Genomic DNA, 20,149 nt, shown 5'->3' on the forward strand with positions numbered 1-20,149 from the left:
GTCAGGGATTGGCTGCTGCCAGGACAGGCGTCGGTGTCGACCCGGCCGGCTTGCGCCACGCCGCGCTGAGCCTGAATGTCTTCTTGCGGATCGGCAGTCCCGCCGCAGTTTGGCGGAAGATGAAGCCGAGCCGGGCAAAGACCAGCGCCGTAACGACGGTGCAAGCCATGCCGAGGCCGAAGCCCGCGATCGTATCGCTCGGATAGTGTGCACCGACCGCAATCCGCGTCGCCGCTACCCAGACGGTGATGGGCAAAACAACGTATTTCCCCCATGCCGGGGAAAGAAGGATCACCACGGCCGCAAGCATGCCCATATTCGTTGCATGGCCGGAGGGAAAACTGGCGAAATACGGGTCGAACTCGAATGGGCGGAACGAGAATAACCCCATGTCCAGGACTGGCCGGCTGCGGCCGAAGACGTGCTTCAAGACCGTCACCGTCAGCCCCGACAAACCGGCCGCGCTCAGCACGAAGAAGGCGAAGCAGGTCCAGTTGTATGCAACCATGCGCCAACGCCTTGAAAGGGCTTGCCAGTCCAGCAGATTGGCCGGCACGAACAGCACCAGCGGCGGTATGAGATACCAGCCGCCCAAGCCGAAACTGGTAAAGCCGTTGGCGACCGCGACAAGCCCGTTCGGCCAGCGGTCTCGCCAGCTGACGGCAATGCCATCCAGGAAAACCATGCTGGCAGCGGTCAGAAGCAGATAGGCGACTACCAAGGTCAGCCATGGCATCCTGGAATAATTGGCCGGCCGCCTCGCAAATCGGGAACGAGCGATCGCTATCGTTTTCTGGAGATTGCCCACCGACCGCGCCGGCAGCTTTCGAAGCAGCTCAAGAACCAGAGCTCTGCGACCAATGCTCATGTCAAACCACTGAAGTCAGTTGATGATCCGGTATAGACCAAGTGACATTTTCTCCCCCGATGAATAGTTGACGCCATCGATCCGGGCGACGCGGTTCGCCAACCTGCCCTGCCCTGCCAGCAGGTCGTCCAGCCGCTTTTCCTCGCCAACCGGTGCTAGCGCCAGCGCGCAGGCAGGATCGGCAAGCAGATGTTGCGCAGTACCATCGACATTGGTCAATATCGTTTCTGTGCCCACCAGAAATACCAGGCTCGGTTCGTGATACCCGGCCGAGGCAAGCACCATCGTCTCGCAGGGTCGATTGGCGCGAACCGCAGCCTCGATCTCGCGGCTCATCCAAATAGGCTTCAACGACGGCGCGATGACACCGAACAGCACGGCGTAGGTGGTACCGGCGCAAATCGCGATTGCCCCAATACGGCCGAGCCGCACTTGCAGTTGGCGCGAGAAGCCGAGATAGCCGGCTCCGAGCGCAGCAAGGGCAGCCGGAATGCTCCACCATGAGAAGGTGCCGGTAAAATACAGCGGCGCGGCAATGCAGAGCACGGTAAGGCCTGTTGTGACCAAGGCGAGGCCAAAGGCAGTCGCCCACCACAACCAGGTCTGCCAGCGCTGGAGCGGCGCGTTCGCGTCCTGCGGCTTCAATGTCAAAAGCCAACCGACCATGAGCGCCATGCCGGGATAGGCCGGCAGGACATAGTGCGGCAGTTTTGTCGGGATCAGTTCGAACAGTAGCCAGAACGGAATGTACCAGGCGAGGCAGAAGCGGAGCCGGGGATCGTCGCGCAGACGATTGAGTGCCTGGAGCCCGGCACCCACCGCGATCAGGCCGAACGGCCACATGAACAGCGAATAGGTCAAGACATAGAAGCCGGGCGGCAGGCCATGCGATTCCTCGCCCTGTGCGACCTTGCCGAGCATATCCTTGCCGACTGCCTGCTGCAGGAAAGTGCCGCCGCTTTTCCAGGTGATCAGGACGAGCCAGGGCAGGATGATCAGCAACACGAGAGCCAGGCCGCGCCCCGCCTTCAGCTTCGACAGCCAGCGCCAGTCCCGCTCGAACGCGAACAGCACGGCGACCGTCAGCGCCGACAGCAGCGGCGCGATCGGCCCTTTGATCAGGATTGCCGCACCCTGGGCTACCCAGAATATCCATGGCAGGTGGCTGCCGACGACTTCGTTCCGCCGCGACGACGTATAGATCTGCGCCAGCGCGCCTTGCGCCGCCACGCAGCAGGCCAAAAGCATCGCGTCGGTCTTGGCGTCACGCCCCTCGAAAGCCGTCGCGAAGATCGCAGCCATGACAAGGCCGGCGGCCAGACCGGCGTTGGCGCCGAAAAGATTGGCCCCTGTCCAGGCCGTCGCCACAACGGCAATGGCGATACCCAGCGCCGAGACCAGTCGATACACCCAGATCGGCGCCTCGGCGCCCTCGCCGCTCAGCGCGACGGCTGCCGATTGCAACCAGTAGATGCCGATCGGCTTCTGGTAGCGTGAGCGTTCCTGGAAGCGAATGTCGACATAGTCGCCGGTCTCGGCCATCTGTTTGGTGGCCTGGACGAAGCGCGGCTCATCGCGGTCGAGCGGCGGCATGGCCGCCAGTCCCGAAATCGTCATCAGCAGGCTGAACAGGAAGAGAAAAAGATAGTTCCTGCTCGCCACGTCAGCCCCTTCGGTTTGCTTCTTACGGAGGCCCGTCGCTCAGTCGACCTTCGTCATCGCCGCCTTGCGCTCATTGGCAATCAGCCAGAGATTGCGAACATAGATGAACATGCCCATGGATTGACCGGCGATGAACACCGGATCCTGCCGCTGGATGGCATAGATCAGCAGCAGGCTGCCGCCGAACAGCGAAAAGAACCAGAAAGCGATCGGCACGACGCTGCGCTTGGCTTTTTCCGACGCGATCCACTGCACGACGAAGCGCATCGAAAAAAAGAACTGAGCGACGAAGCCGAGCAGAACCCACGCATCGAATTGCTTGACGAAGACCTCGTGAAGCCAGATCGCCAATTCCTGAAGCACGTTAGCCATGCCTGATTTCCTCTGTTTTTGGCATTCTCCGGCGCCTACGGCGCAGCCACCAGACACCGGCGAGATCAAGCACCCCTTGCAGGCCGCGATCGAAAATTCCGTAATTCGACTTACCGTGGCGGCGAGAGCGGTCGACGACGTCGCAATGCACGACGCGATACCCCTCCTGGATGACGAGCGCCGGAACAAAGCGGTGCGTGCCGTCGAAGAACGGCAATTTCCTGAGGATACCGGTATGGATCGCCTTCAGGCCGCAGCCCGTGTCGCGGGTCTCGTCATGCAGGATGGCCTTTCTCAGCCAGTTGGCAAAACGGGACGCCAGTTGTTTGATCTTGCTGTCACGGCGCTTCAGGCGCTCTCCTTGCGCAACACCGAAATCGGGACCGGCCTGCCGCAGGGCGTCGACCAGCACCGGAATGTATTTGGGATCGTTTTGGCCGTCGCCGTCGATCGTAGCGACGATATCGCCGCGGGCCGCCCATGCGCCCGAACGCACAGAGAGCGACTGGCCGGCGGATTTCTCATGCCGGAGGTGGCGAAGCGGAAACGGCCGAAGTACTGCCTGGACGGCAAGGACCGAAGCGGTTTCGTCGGTCGAGCCATCGTTGACGACGATCACCTCGAAGTCGCGCCCGGCCATCGCCGCCCCGATCTCATCGAGCAGAAGCGGCAGGTTCGCCGCCTCGTTCCGGCAAGGAATGATGATGGATATCTCCGGCATATCGCGTCGGGCTCTGTCACAGGATATGGCATTCGATTCGATGCCGTGCGGTGCCGTTCCAGCGGGGTAAGTGCTGCAAGAACCCGCTGGCGCGGCGCCTCATTACGCCAGCCCAAACGATGAAGCAAGCATCCGCACGCCATCCGCGCGGGCCGCAAAACCGGATTCCCCTTTTGCTGATCGCGCTTGGATGCTAAACGCCCGCCTTCACGCATACCACGCCCGATCCGCTTCGGTTGGGCGCTTTCGGGAAAGAAAAGATGTCCGCCTTCAAATCCGATTTCCTGCGCATAATGAGCGAGCGCGGTTTCATCCACCAGATTTCGGATGATGCCGGCCTCGACCAGCTTTTCGCCAAGGAGACGGTGAGCGCTTATATCGGCTTCGATGCGACCGCCAAGAGCCTGCATGCCGGGTCGCTGATCCAGATCATGATGCTGCACTGGCTGCAGCAGACCGGTCACCGGCCGATCGCGCTGATGGGCGGCGGGACCTCGATGATCGGCGATCCGTCGTTCAAGGACGAGGCACGCAAGCTTCTGACGCCGCAGGACATTGAGGACAATCTGGCCGGTATCCGCCGCAATTTCATGCCCTACCTCAAATTCAGCGGTGGTCCGAACGACGCCATCATGGTCAACAACGCCGATTGGCTGATGGAAATCAACTACGTCAACTTCCTGCGCGATGTCGGCCGGCACTTCTCCGTCAACCGCATGCTGGCCTTCGATTCGGTCAAGCTCAGGCTCGAGCGCGAGCAATCACTGTCGTTCCTCGAATTCAACTACATGATCCTGCAGGCCTATGACTTCGTCGAGCTCTACAAGCGTCTCGGCTGCCGGCTGCAGATGGGTGGTTCCGACCAGTGGGGCAACATCGTCAACGGCATCGATCTCGGTCATCGCATGGAGGGCGCGCAGCTTTACGCGCTGACCACGCCCCTGCTCACCACCTCATCCGGCGCCAAGATGGGCAAGTCGGCTTCAGGCGCTGTCTGGCTCGATGCCGAAATGCTGTCGCCATACGAATTCTGGCAATACTGGCGCAACACCGAGGACGCCGATGTCGGCCGCTTTCTCAAGCTCTACACGACGTTGCCTCTGGACGAGGTCGCGCGTTTGGAACGGCTTGGCGGCTCCGAAATCAACGAGGCGAAGAAGATCCTAGCGACTGAAGTCTGTACGCTGCTGCACGGCCGTGCCGCCGCAGAGCAAGCGGAAGAGACGGCGCGCAAAACGTTCGAGGAAGGTGTTACCGCCGACACGCTGCCGACTGTCGAAGTGGGCAGGGCCGATCTGGAAAGTGGCGTCGGCATATTGTCGCTGTTCGTCATCGCCGGACTTGCCGCGTCCAACGGCGAGGCACGGCGACACATCCAGGGCGGCGCCGTGCGCCTCAACGACCAGCCGGTGTCCGACGATCGCAAGGTGGTGACGCTTCAGGATCTTGGCCCGGAAGAGGTCGTAAAGCTGTCGCTCGGCAAGAAAAAACACGTTCTGGTGCGGCCGGTCTGACCAAAGCCTGATCCGTCCCCGATAGAATCGGATGGGCTCCATTAGCTATGACCTTTTCCGAAACCGGTTTCGCTTCTTGCTGCACTGACCTTCGGTTCGGGATCACGGCCTAAGTAAAACTTAATCAGGTGGCTACTGAGAATGGCCGAGATGGGTGAATATTGCCATTCGTCTCATCGATCGGAACGAGCAGGTAGCACCACTTGCGGACGCTTCAGGGCGATGCACCGAACGTCTTGTTCGGGGCCGAAGGCTGCCAGTCCGCTTTGTGCAGCCAAGGTGGAAAAGCAGATATTCGCCTGGATGAGGCGGCCGCCGAATCTCACCCAAGTCGGACGGGCTGGAAGAAAAGGGCCCGAGAAGCGATAGAGAGAGGGCGGGGGCACTCGTTCAACGAGCGCTGCTAATTCGGAATGGGCAGCGATTGACGCTTCGCCTCATCCGAGGCCGGCTTTGCGAAGTCCTTCGATATAGATTGCCCGGTCCTCCGGATGGACGAGCGGATGGTGCTTCTCAACCAATTGGGCTCGCTCGCGAAGGAGTCGCTGTCCTACGCTTCGACTTCACGGGCTTGGGATCGAGCGAGGGCGAATTCGCCCCGACGAATTTCTCCTCGAATGTCGCTGACCTCCGTTCGACCGTCGACTATCTGCGTAATCATTACCGAGCACCGTCCTTGCTGATCGGCTATTCGATCGGAGGGTGCGGCAGTCCCTGGCGATGGCCAAGGATGTTCCCGAGGTGCGCCATCGCCACGATCGGCGCGCCCGCCGATGCCGTTCATGTATTGAAGAATTTCGGAACGAGCCTCAAGGAGATCGAAGGGAGAGGAAGCGGACATTTGAATGTAGGCTCGATCAATCCATGTTGATCCGCGGACCTGTCGCCCCGTTCAGCAATCGCTTCAAGTGGAAGCTCGCAAGCTGGTCCTCTGCGCGCCTGCCTACTTCAGCAGCGAACGAGGTGACCGCACTAGGGTCGCCGGCTTCCAGCTTGGCGAAGGCGGCGAGGTAATCCTTTGTCGCGAGGTCGTCGCATTGCTCAGGCCGCAGTGGCTCGAAAGCGCGCAGCGACTCCGTTCGTCCTCTCAACACGAGGTCACCCACCGGCCGCCCTCGGAAATTCACAACTTGCCTCGCGACGCTCTCGCTCACGCAAATACGGGTGCCTAGTTGCTTGTTGGCGGCTTCCAGCCGCGCCGCGATGTTGATGGTGTCGCCATAGGCGGAGTAGTCGAAGAAGCGGGCGCCGCCGAAATTGCCGACGATCGCCGGCCCGGCGTGGACGCCGATGCGGGTGGGGCCGAGCGCCACGCCCCTGGCGCGCCAGCCGGCGCGGAAGTCTTCCGAAAAGTCGTCGAGGTCAAGCGCGCTGGCGACCGCGCGGGCGGCATGGTCGGGCTGCTCGCCCGGCGCGCCGAAGAGTACATGCAGTGCGTCCCCGACGATCTTGGCCACCGTGCCCTCGTGGTGGAAAACGATTTCGGTCATGCCGGCGAGGTACGCGTTGAGGAGTTCGCCCAGTACCGCCGGGTCGAGCGTTTCCGCCAGCGCAGTGAAGCCGGCGATGTCAGTGAAGAGCGACGCCACCTCGCGTCGCTGCCCGGCAAGCTCGCCAGCGTCGCCGGCGAGCCGCTCGGCGAGGTTGGGCGAGAAGTAGCGCGACAGCGAGGCGTGCGCGCGCTCGGCCGCCACCTGCCTGCCCCGCGCGTCGCGCAGAAGGGAAAGGTGCCTCAGCGTCTTGGCGATAGTCGTCTCGAGGTCGGCGAAATCGATCGGCTTCATCAGGAAATCGAAGGCCCCGCGGTTCATTGCGGTCCGGATGTTGGCCATGTCGCCATAGGCCGACAAGATGATGGTCGACAGCCGCTCCTCGGCGTCCTGGAGCTTCGCAAGAAGCGACAGCCCGTCCATGCGCGGCATGTTGATGTCGGTAACGACCATTTCGATGTCGGGATTGGCGGCGATCAGGTCGAGCGCCTCGACGCCGTCGCGGGCGAAGATAAAGCTCACGGCGCCGTCGCGGATTTGGTGGCGGAATTTCTGCAGGACCAGCGGCTCCAGGTCCGGCTCGTCGTCGACGACCAGGATCAGCGCCGTCATGCCGCGAGCCCGACGCGAACGTCGATCTCGCCGCGTAGCGCGACGAAATCGAGCGGCTTCGTCAATAGTGCCTCGGCGCCGTTTTCCAGCGCCTTCCTATTGGTCTCTGCGTCGCCATAGGCGGTGATCATGATCACGGGCACATCGGGACGCAACGCCCTCGCTTTCGGCAGAAGCTCCAGGCCGCTCATGCCCGGCATGTTGATATCCGACAGGATGAGGATGAGCGAGGCGCTGTCCGCTGCCTCGATTACGTTGAGCGCCTGCGGCGCCGAAAGCGCGAAGGCCATGGCGAAGCGTCCTACCCTAAGATCGCGCCGGAACTGCTGTCTGAACAGCACCTCCACATCAGGCTCGTCGTCCACGACCAGGATGAGCAGACTCAAGCGTTGCCTCCTGCTTTGGCGAGCGTCGCGGCCCCGCGCGGCAAGACGATGCGGAATTCGGTGAAGGCGCCCGGCTCGGTGTCGACCTCTATGGTGCCTGCGTGCTGTTTCACGACGATGTCGTGGCTCAAGGACAGGCCGAGCCCCGTACCCTCGCCCGCCGGCTTGGTGGTGAAGAACGGGTTGAACATCTTTTCCTTCACCTCCGGCGGGATGCCGGTGCCGTTGTCGCGGATCCTGATCTCGACCGCATCGCCCAGGCTTTTCGTCGATGCCGCCAACACCGGCTCGTAACCCGTTTCGCCTTCAGCCGCCCGCCGTTTCGTCGTCGCGTAAAAGCCGTTGGAGATCAGGTTCAACAGCACGCGGGTGATCTCCTGCGGAAAGAGATCGACCTCGCCGGCGCCTGGATCGAAATTCCTTTCCAACATGATGTTGAAGCCTTTCCCCTCGGCGCGGGCGCCATGATAGGCGAGGTTCAAGCTCTCCTCCACGACGGCATTGATGTCGACCGGCCGGTGCTCGCCCGAGCCCGAGCGCGAGTGGAGCAGCATGTTCCTGACGATCGAGTCGGCGCGCTTGCCGTGCTGTACCACCTTGTCGAGATTGCCCTTCAGCATGTCCGACAACTCATCGATCTCCGCGCGGATCTTGTCGTCAATCGCCGCGCCTTGCAGCGCCTCGCGCAACTCCACGACCAGGTCGCCGGACAGCGAGGAAAAATTGTTGACGAAGTTGAGCGGGTTCTTGATCTCGTGAGCTATACCCGCGGTCAGCTGGCCGAGCGAGGCGAGCTTTTCGGTCTGCACGAGCCGATCCTGGGCCTTGCGCAGGTCGTCCAGCGAGCGCGACAGTTCCTCAGTGCGCGCCTGCACCTGATCGAACAGCCTGACGTTCTCGATCGCGATCACGGCTTGGTCGGCGAACGTCTGCACAAGTTCGCCTTGGCGCGAAGTGAATGAATTCGGCTCCATCTTCCCGAGGAAGAACACGCCCTCGACCTTGCCTTCTCTGAGCATCGGAACACCCATCAGCGCCCTTGTGTCGGTGATTGCCCGGAATTCCTGCAGATTGAAATCCGCATCCTCCTCCACGTCGGGTATGTACTCGATACTACCCGAGAGGGCTACGCGTCCCGAAAGCCACCGGCGGTCGATTGCGATCGGATGATCCATCATCCAATCGGTTTTTCTTTCGGAGATAGTGGCGCGGCCACGCAGCATGTTGCCGTAACGAAGGAAGATTCCGCCATAGCTTGCTCCGCACAGCTTGGCGGCCGATTCGACCAGAGCGTTCAACACGGTGGGCAGGTCGAAAGCCGCGCGGCTGATCACCTTCAGCACATCCGCCGTCGCCGTCTGCTGCCTCAGCGCCTCGCTGACATCTGCGGTACGTGCCTGCACCTCGTCGAACAGGCGCACATTCTGGATGGCGATCACCGCCTGGTCGGCGAAGGTTTTGACCAGTTCGATTTCCCTCTCGTTAAAGGGCCGCACCTCGGTGCGGATCATGGCAAAGGTGCCAAGGAGTTCGCCTTCACGAAGCAGCGGCACTGCAAGGACGGTGCTCATGCCGCCGACCGCGGCAATCGCCGAATGTGTATATTCGGGGTCCACGGTGACATCTTCGATCTGGATGACGCGCAGTTCTTCGGCAGCGCGCCCCACAGCCGATCCGCGGCCGGGTTCCGTCTGGTGCGTTTCGCCATACTCCCTGAAGCCCGGGGGAAATCCGGTGATGGCCGCATATTCGAACCTGCCATCGATAATTCGTTCGAGGCAACCCTTGTCCGCGCGACACAGCCGGACTGCCGATTCCACGAGAGTGTCCAGCACCGTCTGCAGGTCGAAGGCGGATGCGCTGATGACTTTCAGCACATCTGCGGTCGCCGTCTGCTGCTGGAGCGACTCGCTGAGCTCCGCCGTGCGCGCCTGGACCTCATCAAACAGGCGGACATTCTCGATGGCGATCACGGCCTGGTCGGCGAAGGTCTTCAGAAGTTCGACTTGCTTGGCGGCAAGAAAGCCCGTCTCAGCACGCCCGACTGCTATGCAACCGATGGGCAGGCCGTCACGCAGCACCGGCACGGCGACAACGCTGCGCAGGCCCGAGAAAGCCGCCGCGGCGCGATGCGTGAACTCACTATCCAAGGTGAGGTCCGGGATCTGCGCCACCTCAAGATAGAGAATCGCCCGTTCGGCGGCACTGCCGCGAGTAGGTGCCACGGGAAAGGTGTTGCGTACGATCTCAACGCTTTCTTCGGTGATGCCGTGATGCGCGACGAAATGCAGAAGCTGGCCATCATATCTGTAGACAAAGCAGAACTGCGCTTCGCACAGACGGGCGGCACTTTGCGCGATCATGTTGAACACCGGCTGCACATCAGTGGGCGAGCGGCTGATGACGCCAAGCACATCGCTGGTCGCCGTCTGGTACTCTAGCGCCTCGGTGGCCTCCCGCGTCCGCTGCTGCACTTCCTCGAACAGGCGGACGTTCTCGATCGCGATGACGGCCTGGTCGGCGAAAGTCTGAACGAGTTCGATCTGGCGCTCGGAAAACGGGCCTGGCTTTGCACGCGCCATCGAGAAGACACCAATCGGGATCGCTTCGCGCAACAACGGCACCGATAATCCAGCTGCGAACTTTCCTATTTTTGGCACATCTGGAGTACCATACTCCAAGTCCAGGGTCACGTCGGGGACATGAACGACCACCCTTTCCAATGCGGCGCGACCAACCCAGGAATCCCGGCCAACCCGATTGGGATGGGCTTCCTCATGGGCTCTCAACTCAGGCGAGTCCCCATGCGAAGCGGATATGCGGTAAACGTCGCCGTCGAGCATATATATGCCACCCAGTTCGGCCCCGCATAACTTCACCGCGGATTCTATCAGCGTCTGAAGCACCGCCTTGAGATCGAATGTCGAGGCACTGATAACCTTGAGCACGTCCGCCGTCGCGGTCTGCTGAGCAAGCGCTTCGGTCAGTTCGGCCGTCCGCGCCTGCACCTCTTCGAACAGCCTGGCGTTCTCGATCGCGATCACCGCCTGGTCGGCGAAGGTCGTGATCAGTTCGATCTGGCGGTCCGAGAAGGGCACCGTGCGCCTGCGCGCCGCCGCGATGACGCCGATCGGATCGCCATCGCGCAACAGCGGTACGCCAAGAAAGGTGCGCGCGTCGCTCAGCTTGATCCATTCCGAGCGCGTATAGGCCGGGTCGGCGGTCGCGTCCGGGATATGCACCGTTCGCCGCTCCAATGCCGTGCGTCCGGTGGTCGTGCCGCGGTCGAGGCTGACCGGATTGGCGCGCCAGTAGTCGATCTGCGCGGCGTCCGCCGGGTGCGCCGCCACCAGATGATATTTCCCGTCATCCTTGCGCATGTAGACATAGGCATAGTCCGCCTCGCAGAGGTGGCCGGCGGTCGTTACGATGGTGTCGAGGACCGGCTGCGCCTGCGCCGGCGAGCGGCTGATCACGCCGAGCACGTCGGAAGTGGCGGTCTGGTATTCCAGGCTTTCCTGCAGATCCCTCGTCCGCGCCTGAACCTCCTCGAACAGCCGAACGTTGGAAATGGCGATGACGGCCTGGTCTGCGAAAGTCTTGAGCAGCGCGATCTGCTTGTCGGTGAAGGGCCGCATCTCGATGCGCCGGATCATCAGCGCTCCGACCGCCTCCCCGTCACGCAGCAGTGGGATCGCAAGGATGGTGCGGAAGCCGAGCCGGTGGGCCATTGCCCTACCAGTCGCAAAGTCTACACCCGCCTCGGTCAGGTCATGAACATGGACCGGTGCCCGGTCGAGCACCGCGCGACCGGTGACCACGTCACGGGCGACAGGCAGCCCGGCGTCGTCGACCGGAATTGGCCCATGATGCGCCCCGACCGCCAAACGATCGCCCTGCCGCAGATAGATTGTCGCGTCATGGGCATCGCAGAGACGCGCGGCGCTTTCAGCGACGGCGTCGAGAACCGGTTGGATGTCGGTGGGCGACGCCGCGATGACGCGCAGGATGGAGCCCGTCGCGGTCTCGCGCTCCAGGGCCTCGGTCACTTCGCGATTGCGCGCCTGCACCTCGTCGAACAGGCGCACGTTCTCGATCGCGATGACCGCCTGGTCGGCGAAACTCTCCACAAGTTCGATCTGGCGTTGTGAGAACGGCCCCACGGTTCGTCTCGCCATGCCGAAGACACCGATCACCTCTTGGCCTCGCTTGAGGGGGACCGAAAGGGCCGCGCGGAAATCGCCCATGGTAGCCGCTTCCGGCCTTTTGTATTCCATATCCTTGGACACGTCGGGCACATGAACGGTTGCCCCTTCGAGGGCGGCTCGACCTTGAAATGTCCCACGCCCGATCGGGTGTGGATGGCTCTTCTCATAAGCGCGAAGTTCATCGGTCCAACCGGTCCCGGTCATGACCCGTAGCCAATCGCCATCGCGCAGTGAGATCGCGCCCATATCACCGCCGGCCAGGCGGATCGCCGAATCGAGTAGCGTCTGCAGTACGGGTTCAAGGTCGAAGGCCGACCGGCTGATTACCTTGAGCACGTCGGCCGTCGCGGTCTGCTGAGCCAGCGCTTCGCTGAGTTCGGCCGTCCGCGCCTGCACTTCTTCGAACAGCCGCACGTTCGAGATGGCCATCACGGCCTGGTCGGCGAAGGTCTTCAGAAGCTCAATCTGCCTGTCGCTGAACGGTCTCACCTCTCTTCGCCGCAGGCTAATCGCACCGATCGCTCTTCCATCGCCCACGAGAGGTGTCGCCAGAATGGTGCGAAAGCCGTACTGAATGGCCATTTCCCGGCCTGCCGCGAATTCGGCCCCGGCTTCGGATAGGTCTTCGACCTGCACGGTCCTCGCATCGATCACCGATCGCGCCATTACCCGGTCGCGCTCCAGCGGCCACGGCGCCTCGTCGACCGCAATCGGGCCCGAATGCGCACCGAGATGGAGCATATTGTCCTTCTTGAGCCGGATGATCACGTCGTAGGCGTCGCAAAGACGGGCGGCGCTCGCCGCCACAGCGTCGAGGACCGGCTTGATATCGGTCGGCGACGAGGCGATGACGCGAAGCAGCTCGCCGGTCGCCGTCTCGCGTTCGAGGGCTTCGTTGAGCTCGAACGTGAGAAGCTCAATCCTAGCTTCGAGTTGGCCGTGTGATTCCCGCATGTGCAGGTTCTAGCCCTCGGTCGCACCGCTGCCCACTAAGTTGAGACACGAACCATAGGCAGAATAAAGCTAAAAATACTAGGTCACCGACGGTCGATCGATTCGTCCCCCATTCGCAGCGAGGAAGATCGGTAGCCCGACTCTCGACGTTTTTTTTCCACCGATAGAGCGGTTCGCCAGAAATCAGAACCTTTAGGTGGCACTTCCTGCTGAGGGCCTGCGTGGGCTTGATCGCGACCTTCCTGTATCTACGAGCAATGTCAGGTGTTGGCGCAACGGCGATGTTCAGGGTGGTCGCAACGTCTGCATCGGGCCGCAGCAAACATCACCTCAACGGCCGACATGGGGCGCGAGTTCGCCGTCTACTGACTAATCCGGCGGCTAGGATCGGCGGCGCAAACCGGTTCTGTTCGGGCTTGAGCTTGCCGTTCACAATACCTGCGCCATAACGGTTGTGTGGGAATGGATTTTCGCAAATCCGTCGATGAAGCGATCGATGGGGTAGGTCTGCTGGCCGGCCTGACCGGGCGATACAGCCAGTCGCCGGCGCTGGTGGTCAGAGAGCGTCCTCGGTTCGGGCTCGCGATCGGAACCCGGTCGAGATCGTCTCTGAACGGAAGACGGCCCCGTTGCCGCTGATGATCTGAGATGAACAAACACCCGAAACGGAGCCGGGGTACCGATCGACCGAGTCGACAAAAGCGCCGCGATCGGCCGAGGGAGACGGACAACAAGCGCCTTGCCGATCAGATTCGCAAGTTTCTCCGTAAGCACTATGCGAGCAAATATCGAGTGCGGTAAACAGTGGTCGCTCCACTTGGAACAAGAAGGGGAGATCGTCATGGCAGAGAGCATTGCCCAGAAAACCTGTACACCTTGCCGCGGCGGCATACCGCCGCTGACCGAGAAGGAAGCCAGCGGATATCTTTCCCAGACGCCCGGCTGGAATCTTCTGGAGGCCGGACACCTGATACGCCGCAAATTTAAGTTTGCGGATTTCCGGGAAGCACTCACCTTCGTCGACGGGGTCGGCCGGTTGGCGGAAGAGGAAGGGCACCATCCGGAAATCTGCTTCGGCTGGGGCTACGCGGAAATCTCGCTGCAGACCCATAAGATCAGAGGCCTGCACGAGAACGATTTCATCATGGCAGCGAAGATCAATCAGCTAGCTGGTCTGTAAGCGCCGCCCTTGCTCAGCGCAGGCCGAGCTGCGTGTCGCACTTTGCTATCGAAATCTGGAACCGCTGCCGATAGACGGTTCCAGATTATCCCCATGCCCCAAAGAAACCACGTGGTCTGCTGAAACCCAAGCCCTCCCAAATCGTTGTGGTGTTAAACGGAGGACCGACTATGCGCAATTTCCTGATCAATACGGTCCTTGCCTTGGCAATGGGCATTTCGGGCTTGCCGCTGATTACCGGCTCCACCGCGGCACAAGAATTCGAGTTCAGCATCGGCCGCGATGGCCCGCAACTGCGCACGCGCGAACGTTGCGATCCTTACGAAGACGATGACTGCTACGAAGATCGTTATGTCGAGCAGCGGGTCGTTCGTCGCGGCTGCACGGAAGGCCAAGCGCTCGACAAGGCCGAGCGGATAGGTGTCCGACGGGCACGCATCGTCTCGGCGGGTCGTCGCACCATCGAAGTGCGCGGTCGGTCGCGCGATGGTGAGCGCGTCTATCTGACTTTCGGCCGCGAGCGCGGCTGCCCCGTCTATTGACGCAAGTCAGTGCGAGCCGATGACCACGGCGATAGGTGCCGAGTGTGCGGGCGGAGTAAGACCGTCCAGGGCTAGGCTGTGGGACCGCCAGAAGTTGGACTACCCCTTGGGGCAACTCCCGCTAGCGCGAACGCCCGCTTTGGAGAGGTGCCGGGAACGTCCGGTCATGTGTAGGGTTTCGGATGCCGGCCCAAGCGAAAGCCTGTCCTCCGGCAGGGGGCCGGCGTCGGAAAGCCTCCAGGGAAGGAAACCGCGACCTCAATATGTATGCCGGCAATGTCTGCTTACGGAAAGTGGCAAAGCTGGCCTCGACGGCCGACATTGGGCGCAAAGCTGCCATTCCTTACGTGCGCGGAAACCGTCGTCTATTCAGCCGGGGCGAGCTAGAGTCCGCTTTGGGTCAAGACTCGGTCGCTTGAAGTGATTGCGGTTTGACCTCACCGATACTCGAAGATCGACCTGAAAATTCCGGGCGCGATCACCGACAGCGGATTGACGTCCAGTTTCGGTTTGTTGGCATCGCCCCTGAGCCGGTAGGTCACGCCGATCAGGCCGCGATCGCGGCCATTGCCGAGCAGCGCGCCGAAAAGCGGAAGTTCGCCGAAGATGCGGTTGAGGCCATAGACCGGCATGAACGTGCCGGTCATGTCCATGTTGTTGTTCCGGTCGTAGAGCGTGCCCTGGAAGGTGGTGCCGATGCGTGGACCGCGCAGCACGCCATTGGCCAGCTTGAGATAGCCGGCGCCCTTCTCGATCTCGGAAAAGCCGCGCTCGAACTTCACTCTCGACGTGTCGATATTGGCTTTGACGGCTTCGTTGAGGCTGCGGCTGTCGCCGGCCGGCGTCGTCGATACGAGCGAGGCGAGTTTCGGCTCGTTGACCACGAAGAAGTTGCTCGAATCGACCTGGCCCTTCATCGGCCCATCGCTTGCCCCGGCGAGCGCCAGTGTGATCGAACCGCCCTCCATATGCTCGTAAATGTTGAGGAACCGCAGGATGGCGCCGGCATCGGCCGACGTCATGTTGAGGGCGCGCCTGCCGGCGCCGGTCGTATTGCTGATGCTTATGGCAGCACCCGAACTTGCCGTGGCGCTCACCCTGAGCCCGTTCACCCTGGAGCCGGCGGCGCTGTAGTCGAGCTTCAGGTTCGACAGTGTCTCGTTGTGGAAGCCGGTCAGGGAATTGACATCGGCGCTGACGGAAATTGCGTCGGAACCCGTGGCCTTGGTGGCGGTGTCGACATCGGACGTGAATTGCTTGATCAGCGAGCGCGCGTCCAGCGCGTTGCCGCTGATGTCGATAGCGTAGCCCTTGCCCGATCGTTTCACCGACACGGCAACGTCGTCTCCCCGGTTCAACGTGACCTTGCTGAACCGCGCCGAGGACAGGGCGCCGTTGGCCAGCACCACGCCGCCGTCGATCGAAAAAGTCTTTCCATCCAGGTCGAAGTCGGACAGCGTCGTGGTGTCGTCGGACTTGGTCATGGCAAATGTGACCTTGGCTGGAATGCCGGGTCCCTTGCTCCAGCCTGCCCACGGAATGTCCAGCCTGGCGTTGGTCAGGTCCGCCGAAACAGTCTGGTTGCTGCCGCCGCTCTTGTCGATCGCAACCTTGATGGTTCCGGAAAGCAGCGCCGACAGGCCAGGCATGGCGGTTGCGCGCATCTTGTCGTCGAGCACCAGCGCCACTTTCCGGCTGCGTGGCGGCCCGGCATTGTTGAGCGGCTCGATCAGGTCGAGCTCGGCTGGAATGCCGTTCAGCAGCGCCTTGGCGGAGATCACGGCCCGATTGGGCTCGACAGTGATCGAACCGTTGGCCTGCGTCACTGCCTGGCCTTCGAACGGCTTGGCCAGCGAGAGGTCCTTGTAGTCGAGCGCCACCAGCCAATCGAGCTGGGAGGTGTCGACGCCGGACTGCAACGGAATGTCCGCTCTCACGTGGCCAGTCACCGTGCCGGACAGGTCGTCCGGCAGCAGGCCGACATGGCGCATGGCGTTGATCGGCTCATAGGAGGCGAGCTCGGCGATTGCAGACGCCTCGCCGGCGACGTCGATGTCGAGCGCGCCGATCACCGGCGGGCGGTTTGCCGCCTTGACCGTCATCGTGCCGTTGCTCGCCGCCACCGTGCGGCCGCTGACCATATAGACGTTGCCCGAGGAGAGCGCGACATCGACGTTGTTGCCGTGGAATTCGACAACGCCGACGGCATCGCGTATCGGCGGAATGTGACCGGCCGTATCGAAGCGCGCTCCTTCGATCTGGAAACGGCCGAACACTTCATCGGCGGATAGCGGAATCCCGTTGCCCAGGCGCCCCGGCACGACCTGGAACTGCAGGCTGGCGTCAACGACGCGGCCGCCGAACAGGTTCTTCAGCACCCAAAGGCGGGCGTTTCGCGCGGAAAACCAGGGCCACAACTGCTTGACATGCGAGACCGGCATATCGTGGACGTTGAAGGCAACGGATATGCCCGGCACCTTTGCCTCAACGAACTCGACCGACGCCGTGCCCAGCGCCTCGCTGGCTCCCCCGGACCTGATCCCGATCTGCTCGGCCACGAGCTTATGGCTCCTGGTCTGGTAGACGCCGGCGACGCGGGCGATGAAATCCAGCGCAGGTTCAGATGATTCCAAAGGCGCCAGCGTCGAACGGTCGCTGGTCAGGTCGTAGCGATAGGACGGCTCCTCGCCCGTTGTTCCAGTCGCCGGCTTCGGCCCGATCGAACCGGCGAAATCGAACGTCGAGCGACCGGTCCTCACCTGCAGCCTGTCCACCTGTATCTTGTTGGCGCCGGCGACAAGCGTCGCATCGAGATCGACATCGGCTGGAAGCATCCCCGCACGCGGGCCGAGATCGAGCACGGAGCCGGCGAGCGACAACGAGGCCGTCAGCCGCGACGCGTTCTCGCCGGATCCTTCCGATCCCGCCAACTTCAAGGCAATCGCGCCCAGCTTCCCGCCTGGCGCTGCCGCGGCCTTGCCGGCCTCCGCCATCTCGACGCTCGCATCCAATGCCGTCACGAGCCGCGTCGTCGTATCGCGGGTGGCTGTGGCAGCGACGGTGAGTGCCCTGCCGTCGACATCCGCGTAGGATGAAAACTCCATGCCGCCCGGCCCCGACTGCGCAACGGTGGCGTCGGTGATCCGGACCAGTTTGACCGCGCCGGCCTCAGGCAGAACGAGGTCGACATTGCTGAGGTCGATCTGGCGCATCGAATCCACCTGCACCGTGTCGAGCGCGCGGTTGAGGTTGGCAAAGACCGCATCGGATAGTCTTTCCGGATCGATGAGGCCGTCGTCATTGCGCAGCGCCGCCGTCCAGTCGCCAGCAGTCGGGATCGCCGCCATCATGATGCGCGCGTCGGAAATCCTGGCGCTGGTGAGCCGCACCTCGCCGGAAAGCAGCGGTATCAGCCTTATGCCGAAGCGGACCCGTCCGGCATCGGCCATCGGCTTGCCGTCGGCGGTCTTGAGGCTGACGTCGCTGACCTGCAGCGCGATGAAGCTCGATCCGTCGAGCGTGAGACGGGCCGGTCCGACCGCAACATCGACGTCGACGCCGGCCAATTTCTCGATGGCTATTTCCGCCTCGGTCCGCAGCCGCTCGGTGCCGAAACCGGAAATGCCGATCGCATACACAGCGACAACGGCCAGCAGCACGAGGGCCACAAGGCCGGCAAACAGCCGTGCAAGAACACGAACGCCGCGGCCGATCGACGCTTGGCCGAGCGGCGGCACGCGGCACGCGGACGGGAAGGCCCCCAGGTCGGTGATCTCATCACGCCTGAATCTGATCTTCTCGTGCTGCGGCTGCTCCTGATCCACGCAATTTTCCGTTGAACGAACTCGACCGGTGGACGAATCCCGGTTTGACATTATATCGATGCGGCTTGGCGCGTAACCACAAACAAGGGCATCGATATGGCTGATCTCGACGTCGGCGAGCTTGCGCCGCAATTCGAACTTCCCCGAGACGGCGGCGGATCACTCAACCTCGCGGCATTGCTGGGAAAGCCGGTCGTACTTTACTTCTATCCGCAGGACGACACCACAGGCTGCACCAATGAGGCGATCGGCTTTTCGCAGTTGAAGCCGGAATTCGAAAAGCTCGGTGCCGTCGTGATCGGCCTGTCGCCGGACAGCGTCCGAAAACACGACAAATTCAAATCGAAATACGGCCTCACCGTCGATCTTGTCGCCGACGAGGAGCGCAAGGTGATCGAAGCCTATCGTCTGTGGGTCGAGAAGAAGCTTTATGGCCGCCGCTATATGGGCGTCGAGCGTGCAACGTTCCTGATCGGCAGCGACGGACGAATTGCCAGGATCTGGCGGAACGTTCGCGTCAAGGGCCACGCCGAGGCGGTGCTGGAGGCGGTGCGGGCGCTTTGACGGCAGCCAACGTGAGGCGTGAGACGCGCAAAATCTGCGCCTCACGCTAATTCGGGCACAACACATGGGTGTAAGGCGTTGCGCGCAAGCAACCGACCGTTAACCTTAATGATGTGTAATCAGGCTTGTCGTTTGGTGTCGTAACGAAAGCTTGGTCCCGTGAACGTAGCCAGTCAGTCAACGGTCTTTGGCAGGCGCAAGGAGCCCCACACGGTCATTATCGCCCGGGGCAACGAGATAAGGCATTTTACCATACGGCCATGGGTTGCCGCATTTTGCGGCTCCGCGCTGGCAGCGATGGCCATAGGCTATCTGCTGGCGACCTCCTACCTCGTGCTGCGCGACGACCTGATCGGCGCGACCACGGCGCGGCAGGCGCGCATGCAGCAGGCCTATGAGGACCGCATCTCCGCGCTACGCGCCCAGGTCGACCGGATCACCAGCCGCCAGCTTCTCGACCAGCAGCTCATGGAAACCAAGGTTGGCGAACTGCTGGAGCGACAGACCCAGCTCAGCCTGCGCCATGGCCGCCTCGGCCCGATCCTCGAACGCACCGGGAGCGACGTCGGAGCGCCACCTGCGTCCGCAAAGCCGGACAAACGCGCCGGCGGGACCGACGCCCAGCCGCAGGCCTATTCGGTTGCCAGCGTCGGCGCCAGTCTTGGCGGTGGCGACACCAGGCCGTTCTCCTTATGGTCGACCCGCTCCGATCCGCTGCCGAGCGACACGGCGGCCGATCGTGCCGACAGACTGTTCGTGTCGATCAACGAGTCGCTCAAGGCCATAGAGAGCCAGCAGCTCACCCGCATCACCGCGCTTGCCGACAACGCCTACAGAAACGCCGATGCGATTTCACAGGCGCTTGAGGCGGCTGGCCTGCCGGTCGACAGCGATTTCGGCAAGAGCGATGCCGGCGGTCCGCTGATACCGCTCGACAGTTCGATGATGTTCGACAGCAAGGTAAGAGAACTTGACGAGGCGCTGGACGCGCTCGACCGCCTGAAGACCGAGGCGCGACGGCTGCCGCTCGCCAATCCTGCCCCCGGCCGTTCGGTCACCAGCCCATTCGGCGTGCGCACCGACCCGCTCCTCGGCACCGCCGCGCTGCATTCGGGGATGGATTTCAGAGCGCCGACCGGAATGCCCGCCAAGGTCACGGCGCCCGGTGTCGTCGTCAAGGCCGGCTGGAACGGCGGCTATGGCCGCATGGTCGAGGTCGACCATGGCAATGGCTTTGCGACGCGCTATGGGC

At 62.4% G+C, this 20,149-nt stretch carries 13 protein-coding genes and 1 pseudogene; 6 read left to right on the forward strand and 8 right to left on the reverse strand.

What is annotated here, in order from left to right:
• Position 1 precedes the first annotated feature (1 nt).
• The 4 genes from EOC93_RS16955 to EOC93_RS16970 form a co-directional block, all read right to left on the reverse strand.
• On the reverse strand, positions 2-721 hold the full coding sequence (locus EOC93_RS16955) for a phosphatase PAP2 family protein (protein WP_245461480.1): 720 nt from the start codon (positions 719-721) through the stop codon (positions 2-4).
• Between the two features lie 162 nt (positions 722-883).
• A complete protein-coding gene (locus EOC93_RS16960; RefSeq protein ID WP_095489693.1) occupies positions 884-2,485 on the reverse strand; it encodes a glycosyltransferase family 39 protein in 1,602 nt (533 codons plus the stop codon).
• Between the two features lie 84 nt (positions 2,486-2,569).
• Positions 2,570-2,902 (reverse strand): lipid-A-disaccharide synthase N-terminal domain-containing protein, encoded by a 333-nt coding sequence (locus tag EOC93_RS16965; RefSeq protein ID WP_095489606.1) that lies wholly within the window; start codon positions 2,900-2,902, stop codon positions 2,570-2,572.
• A complete protein-coding gene (locus tag EOC93_RS16970) occupies positions 2,895-3,623 on the reverse strand; it encodes a glycosyltransferase family 2 protein (protein WP_095489607.1) in 729 nt (242 codons plus the stop codon). The genes EOC93_RS16965 and EOC93_RS16970 overlap by 8 nt, the downstream gene beginning before the upstream one ends.
• Positions 3,624-3,883: 260 nt before the next feature.
• Here EOC93_RS16970 and tyrS point away from each other — a divergent pair, with 260 nt between their 5' ends.
• Together tyrS and EOC93_RS34845 are read left to right on the forward strand one after the other, a co-directional pair.
• Positions 3,884-5,137 carry a tyrosine--tRNA ligase gene (tyrS, locus tag EOC93_RS16975; RefSeq protein WP_095489694.1) on the forward strand — a complete coding sequence of 418 codons (1,254 nt, stop codon included), beginning with the start codon at positions 3,884-3,886 and terminating at the stop codon, positions 5,135-5,137.
• 520 nt (positions 5,138-5,657) lie between these two features.
• A pseudogene (locus EOC93_RS34845) lies at positions 5,658-5,960 on the forward strand (alpha/beta fold hydrolase); the annotation flags it as partial.
• 34 nt (positions 5,961-5,994) lie between these two features.
• On the opposite strand, the gene EOC93_RS16985 reads toward EOC93_RS34845, so the two are convergent.
• The 3 genes from EOC93_RS16985 to EOC93_RS16995 are packed head-to-tail and all read right to left on the reverse strand — an operon-like array spanning position 5,995 to position 12,787.
• On the reverse strand, positions 5,995-7,239 hold the full coding sequence (locus tag EOC93_RS16985; protein WP_095489609.1) for an adenylate/guanylate cyclase domain-containing protein: 1,245 nt from the start codon (positions 7,237-7,239) through the stop codon (positions 5,995-5,997).
• On the reverse strand, positions 7,236-7,625 hold the full coding sequence (locus EOC93_RS16990; RefSeq protein WP_095489610.1) for a response regulator: 390 nt from the start codon (positions 7,623-7,625) through the stop codon (positions 7,236-7,238). The genes EOC93_RS16985 and EOC93_RS16990 overlap by 4 nt, the downstream gene beginning before the upstream one ends.
• A complete protein-coding gene (locus tag EOC93_RS16995; protein WP_127205187.1) occupies positions 7,622-12,787 on the reverse strand; it encodes a GAF domain-containing protein in 5,166 nt (1,721 codons plus the stop codon). The genes EOC93_RS16990 and EOC93_RS16995 overlap by 4 nt, the downstream gene beginning before the upstream one ends.
• An 841-nt stretch (positions 12,788-13,628) precedes the next feature.
• On the opposite strand from EOC93_RS16995, the gene EOC93_RS17000 reads away from it, so the two are divergent.
• Together EOC93_RS17000 and EOC93_RS17005 are read left to right on the forward strand one after the other, a co-directional pair.
• The gene (locus EOC93_RS17000; RefSeq protein ID WP_095489695.1) at positions 13,629-13,967 is read left to right on the forward strand and encodes a 4a-hydroxytetrahydrobiopterin dehydratase; all 339 of its coding nucleotides are present in this window, start codon (positions 13,629-13,631) and stop codon (positions 13,965-13,967) included.
• 170 nt (positions 13,968-14,137) lie between these two features.
• Positions 14,138-14,509 (forward strand): hypothetical protein, encoded by a 372-nt coding sequence (locus EOC93_RS17005; RefSeq protein ID WP_095489612.1) that lies wholly within the window; start codon positions 14,138-14,140, stop codon positions 14,507-14,509.
• Positions 14,510-14,946: 437 nt separating this feature from the next.
• Here EOC93_RS17005 and EOC93_RS17010 read toward each other — a convergent pair whose 3' ends face one another.
• Complete coding sequence (locus EOC93_RS17010) at positions 14,947-18,333, reverse strand: DUF3971 domain-containing protein (protein WP_127205188.1); 3,387 nt, start codon at positions 18,331-18,333, stop codon at positions 14,947-14,949.
• A gap of 96 nt (positions 18,334-18,429) precedes the next feature.
• On the opposite strand from EOC93_RS17010, the gene EOC93_RS17015 reads away from it, so the two are divergent.
• The gene (locus EOC93_RS17015) at positions 18,430-18,897 is read left to right on the forward strand and encodes a peroxiredoxin (RefSeq protein ID WP_127205189.1); all 468 of its coding nucleotides are present in this window, start codon (positions 18,430-18,432) and stop codon (positions 18,895-18,897) included.
• Positions 18,898-19,056: 159 nt separating this feature from the next.
• The coding region (locus tag EOC93_RS17020; protein WP_164759168.1) for a M23 family metallopeptidase at positions 19,057-20,149 on the forward strand (1,093 nt) is incomplete at its 3' end.

The sequence above is a fragment of the Mesorhizobium sp. M6A.T.Ce.TU.002.03.1.1 genome (genome assembly GCF_003997275.1).
In the GTDB taxonomy this organism is placed as follows: Bacteria; Pseudomonadota; Alphaproteobacteria; order Rhizobiales; family Rhizobiaceae; genus Mesorhizobium; species Mesorhizobium mediterraneum.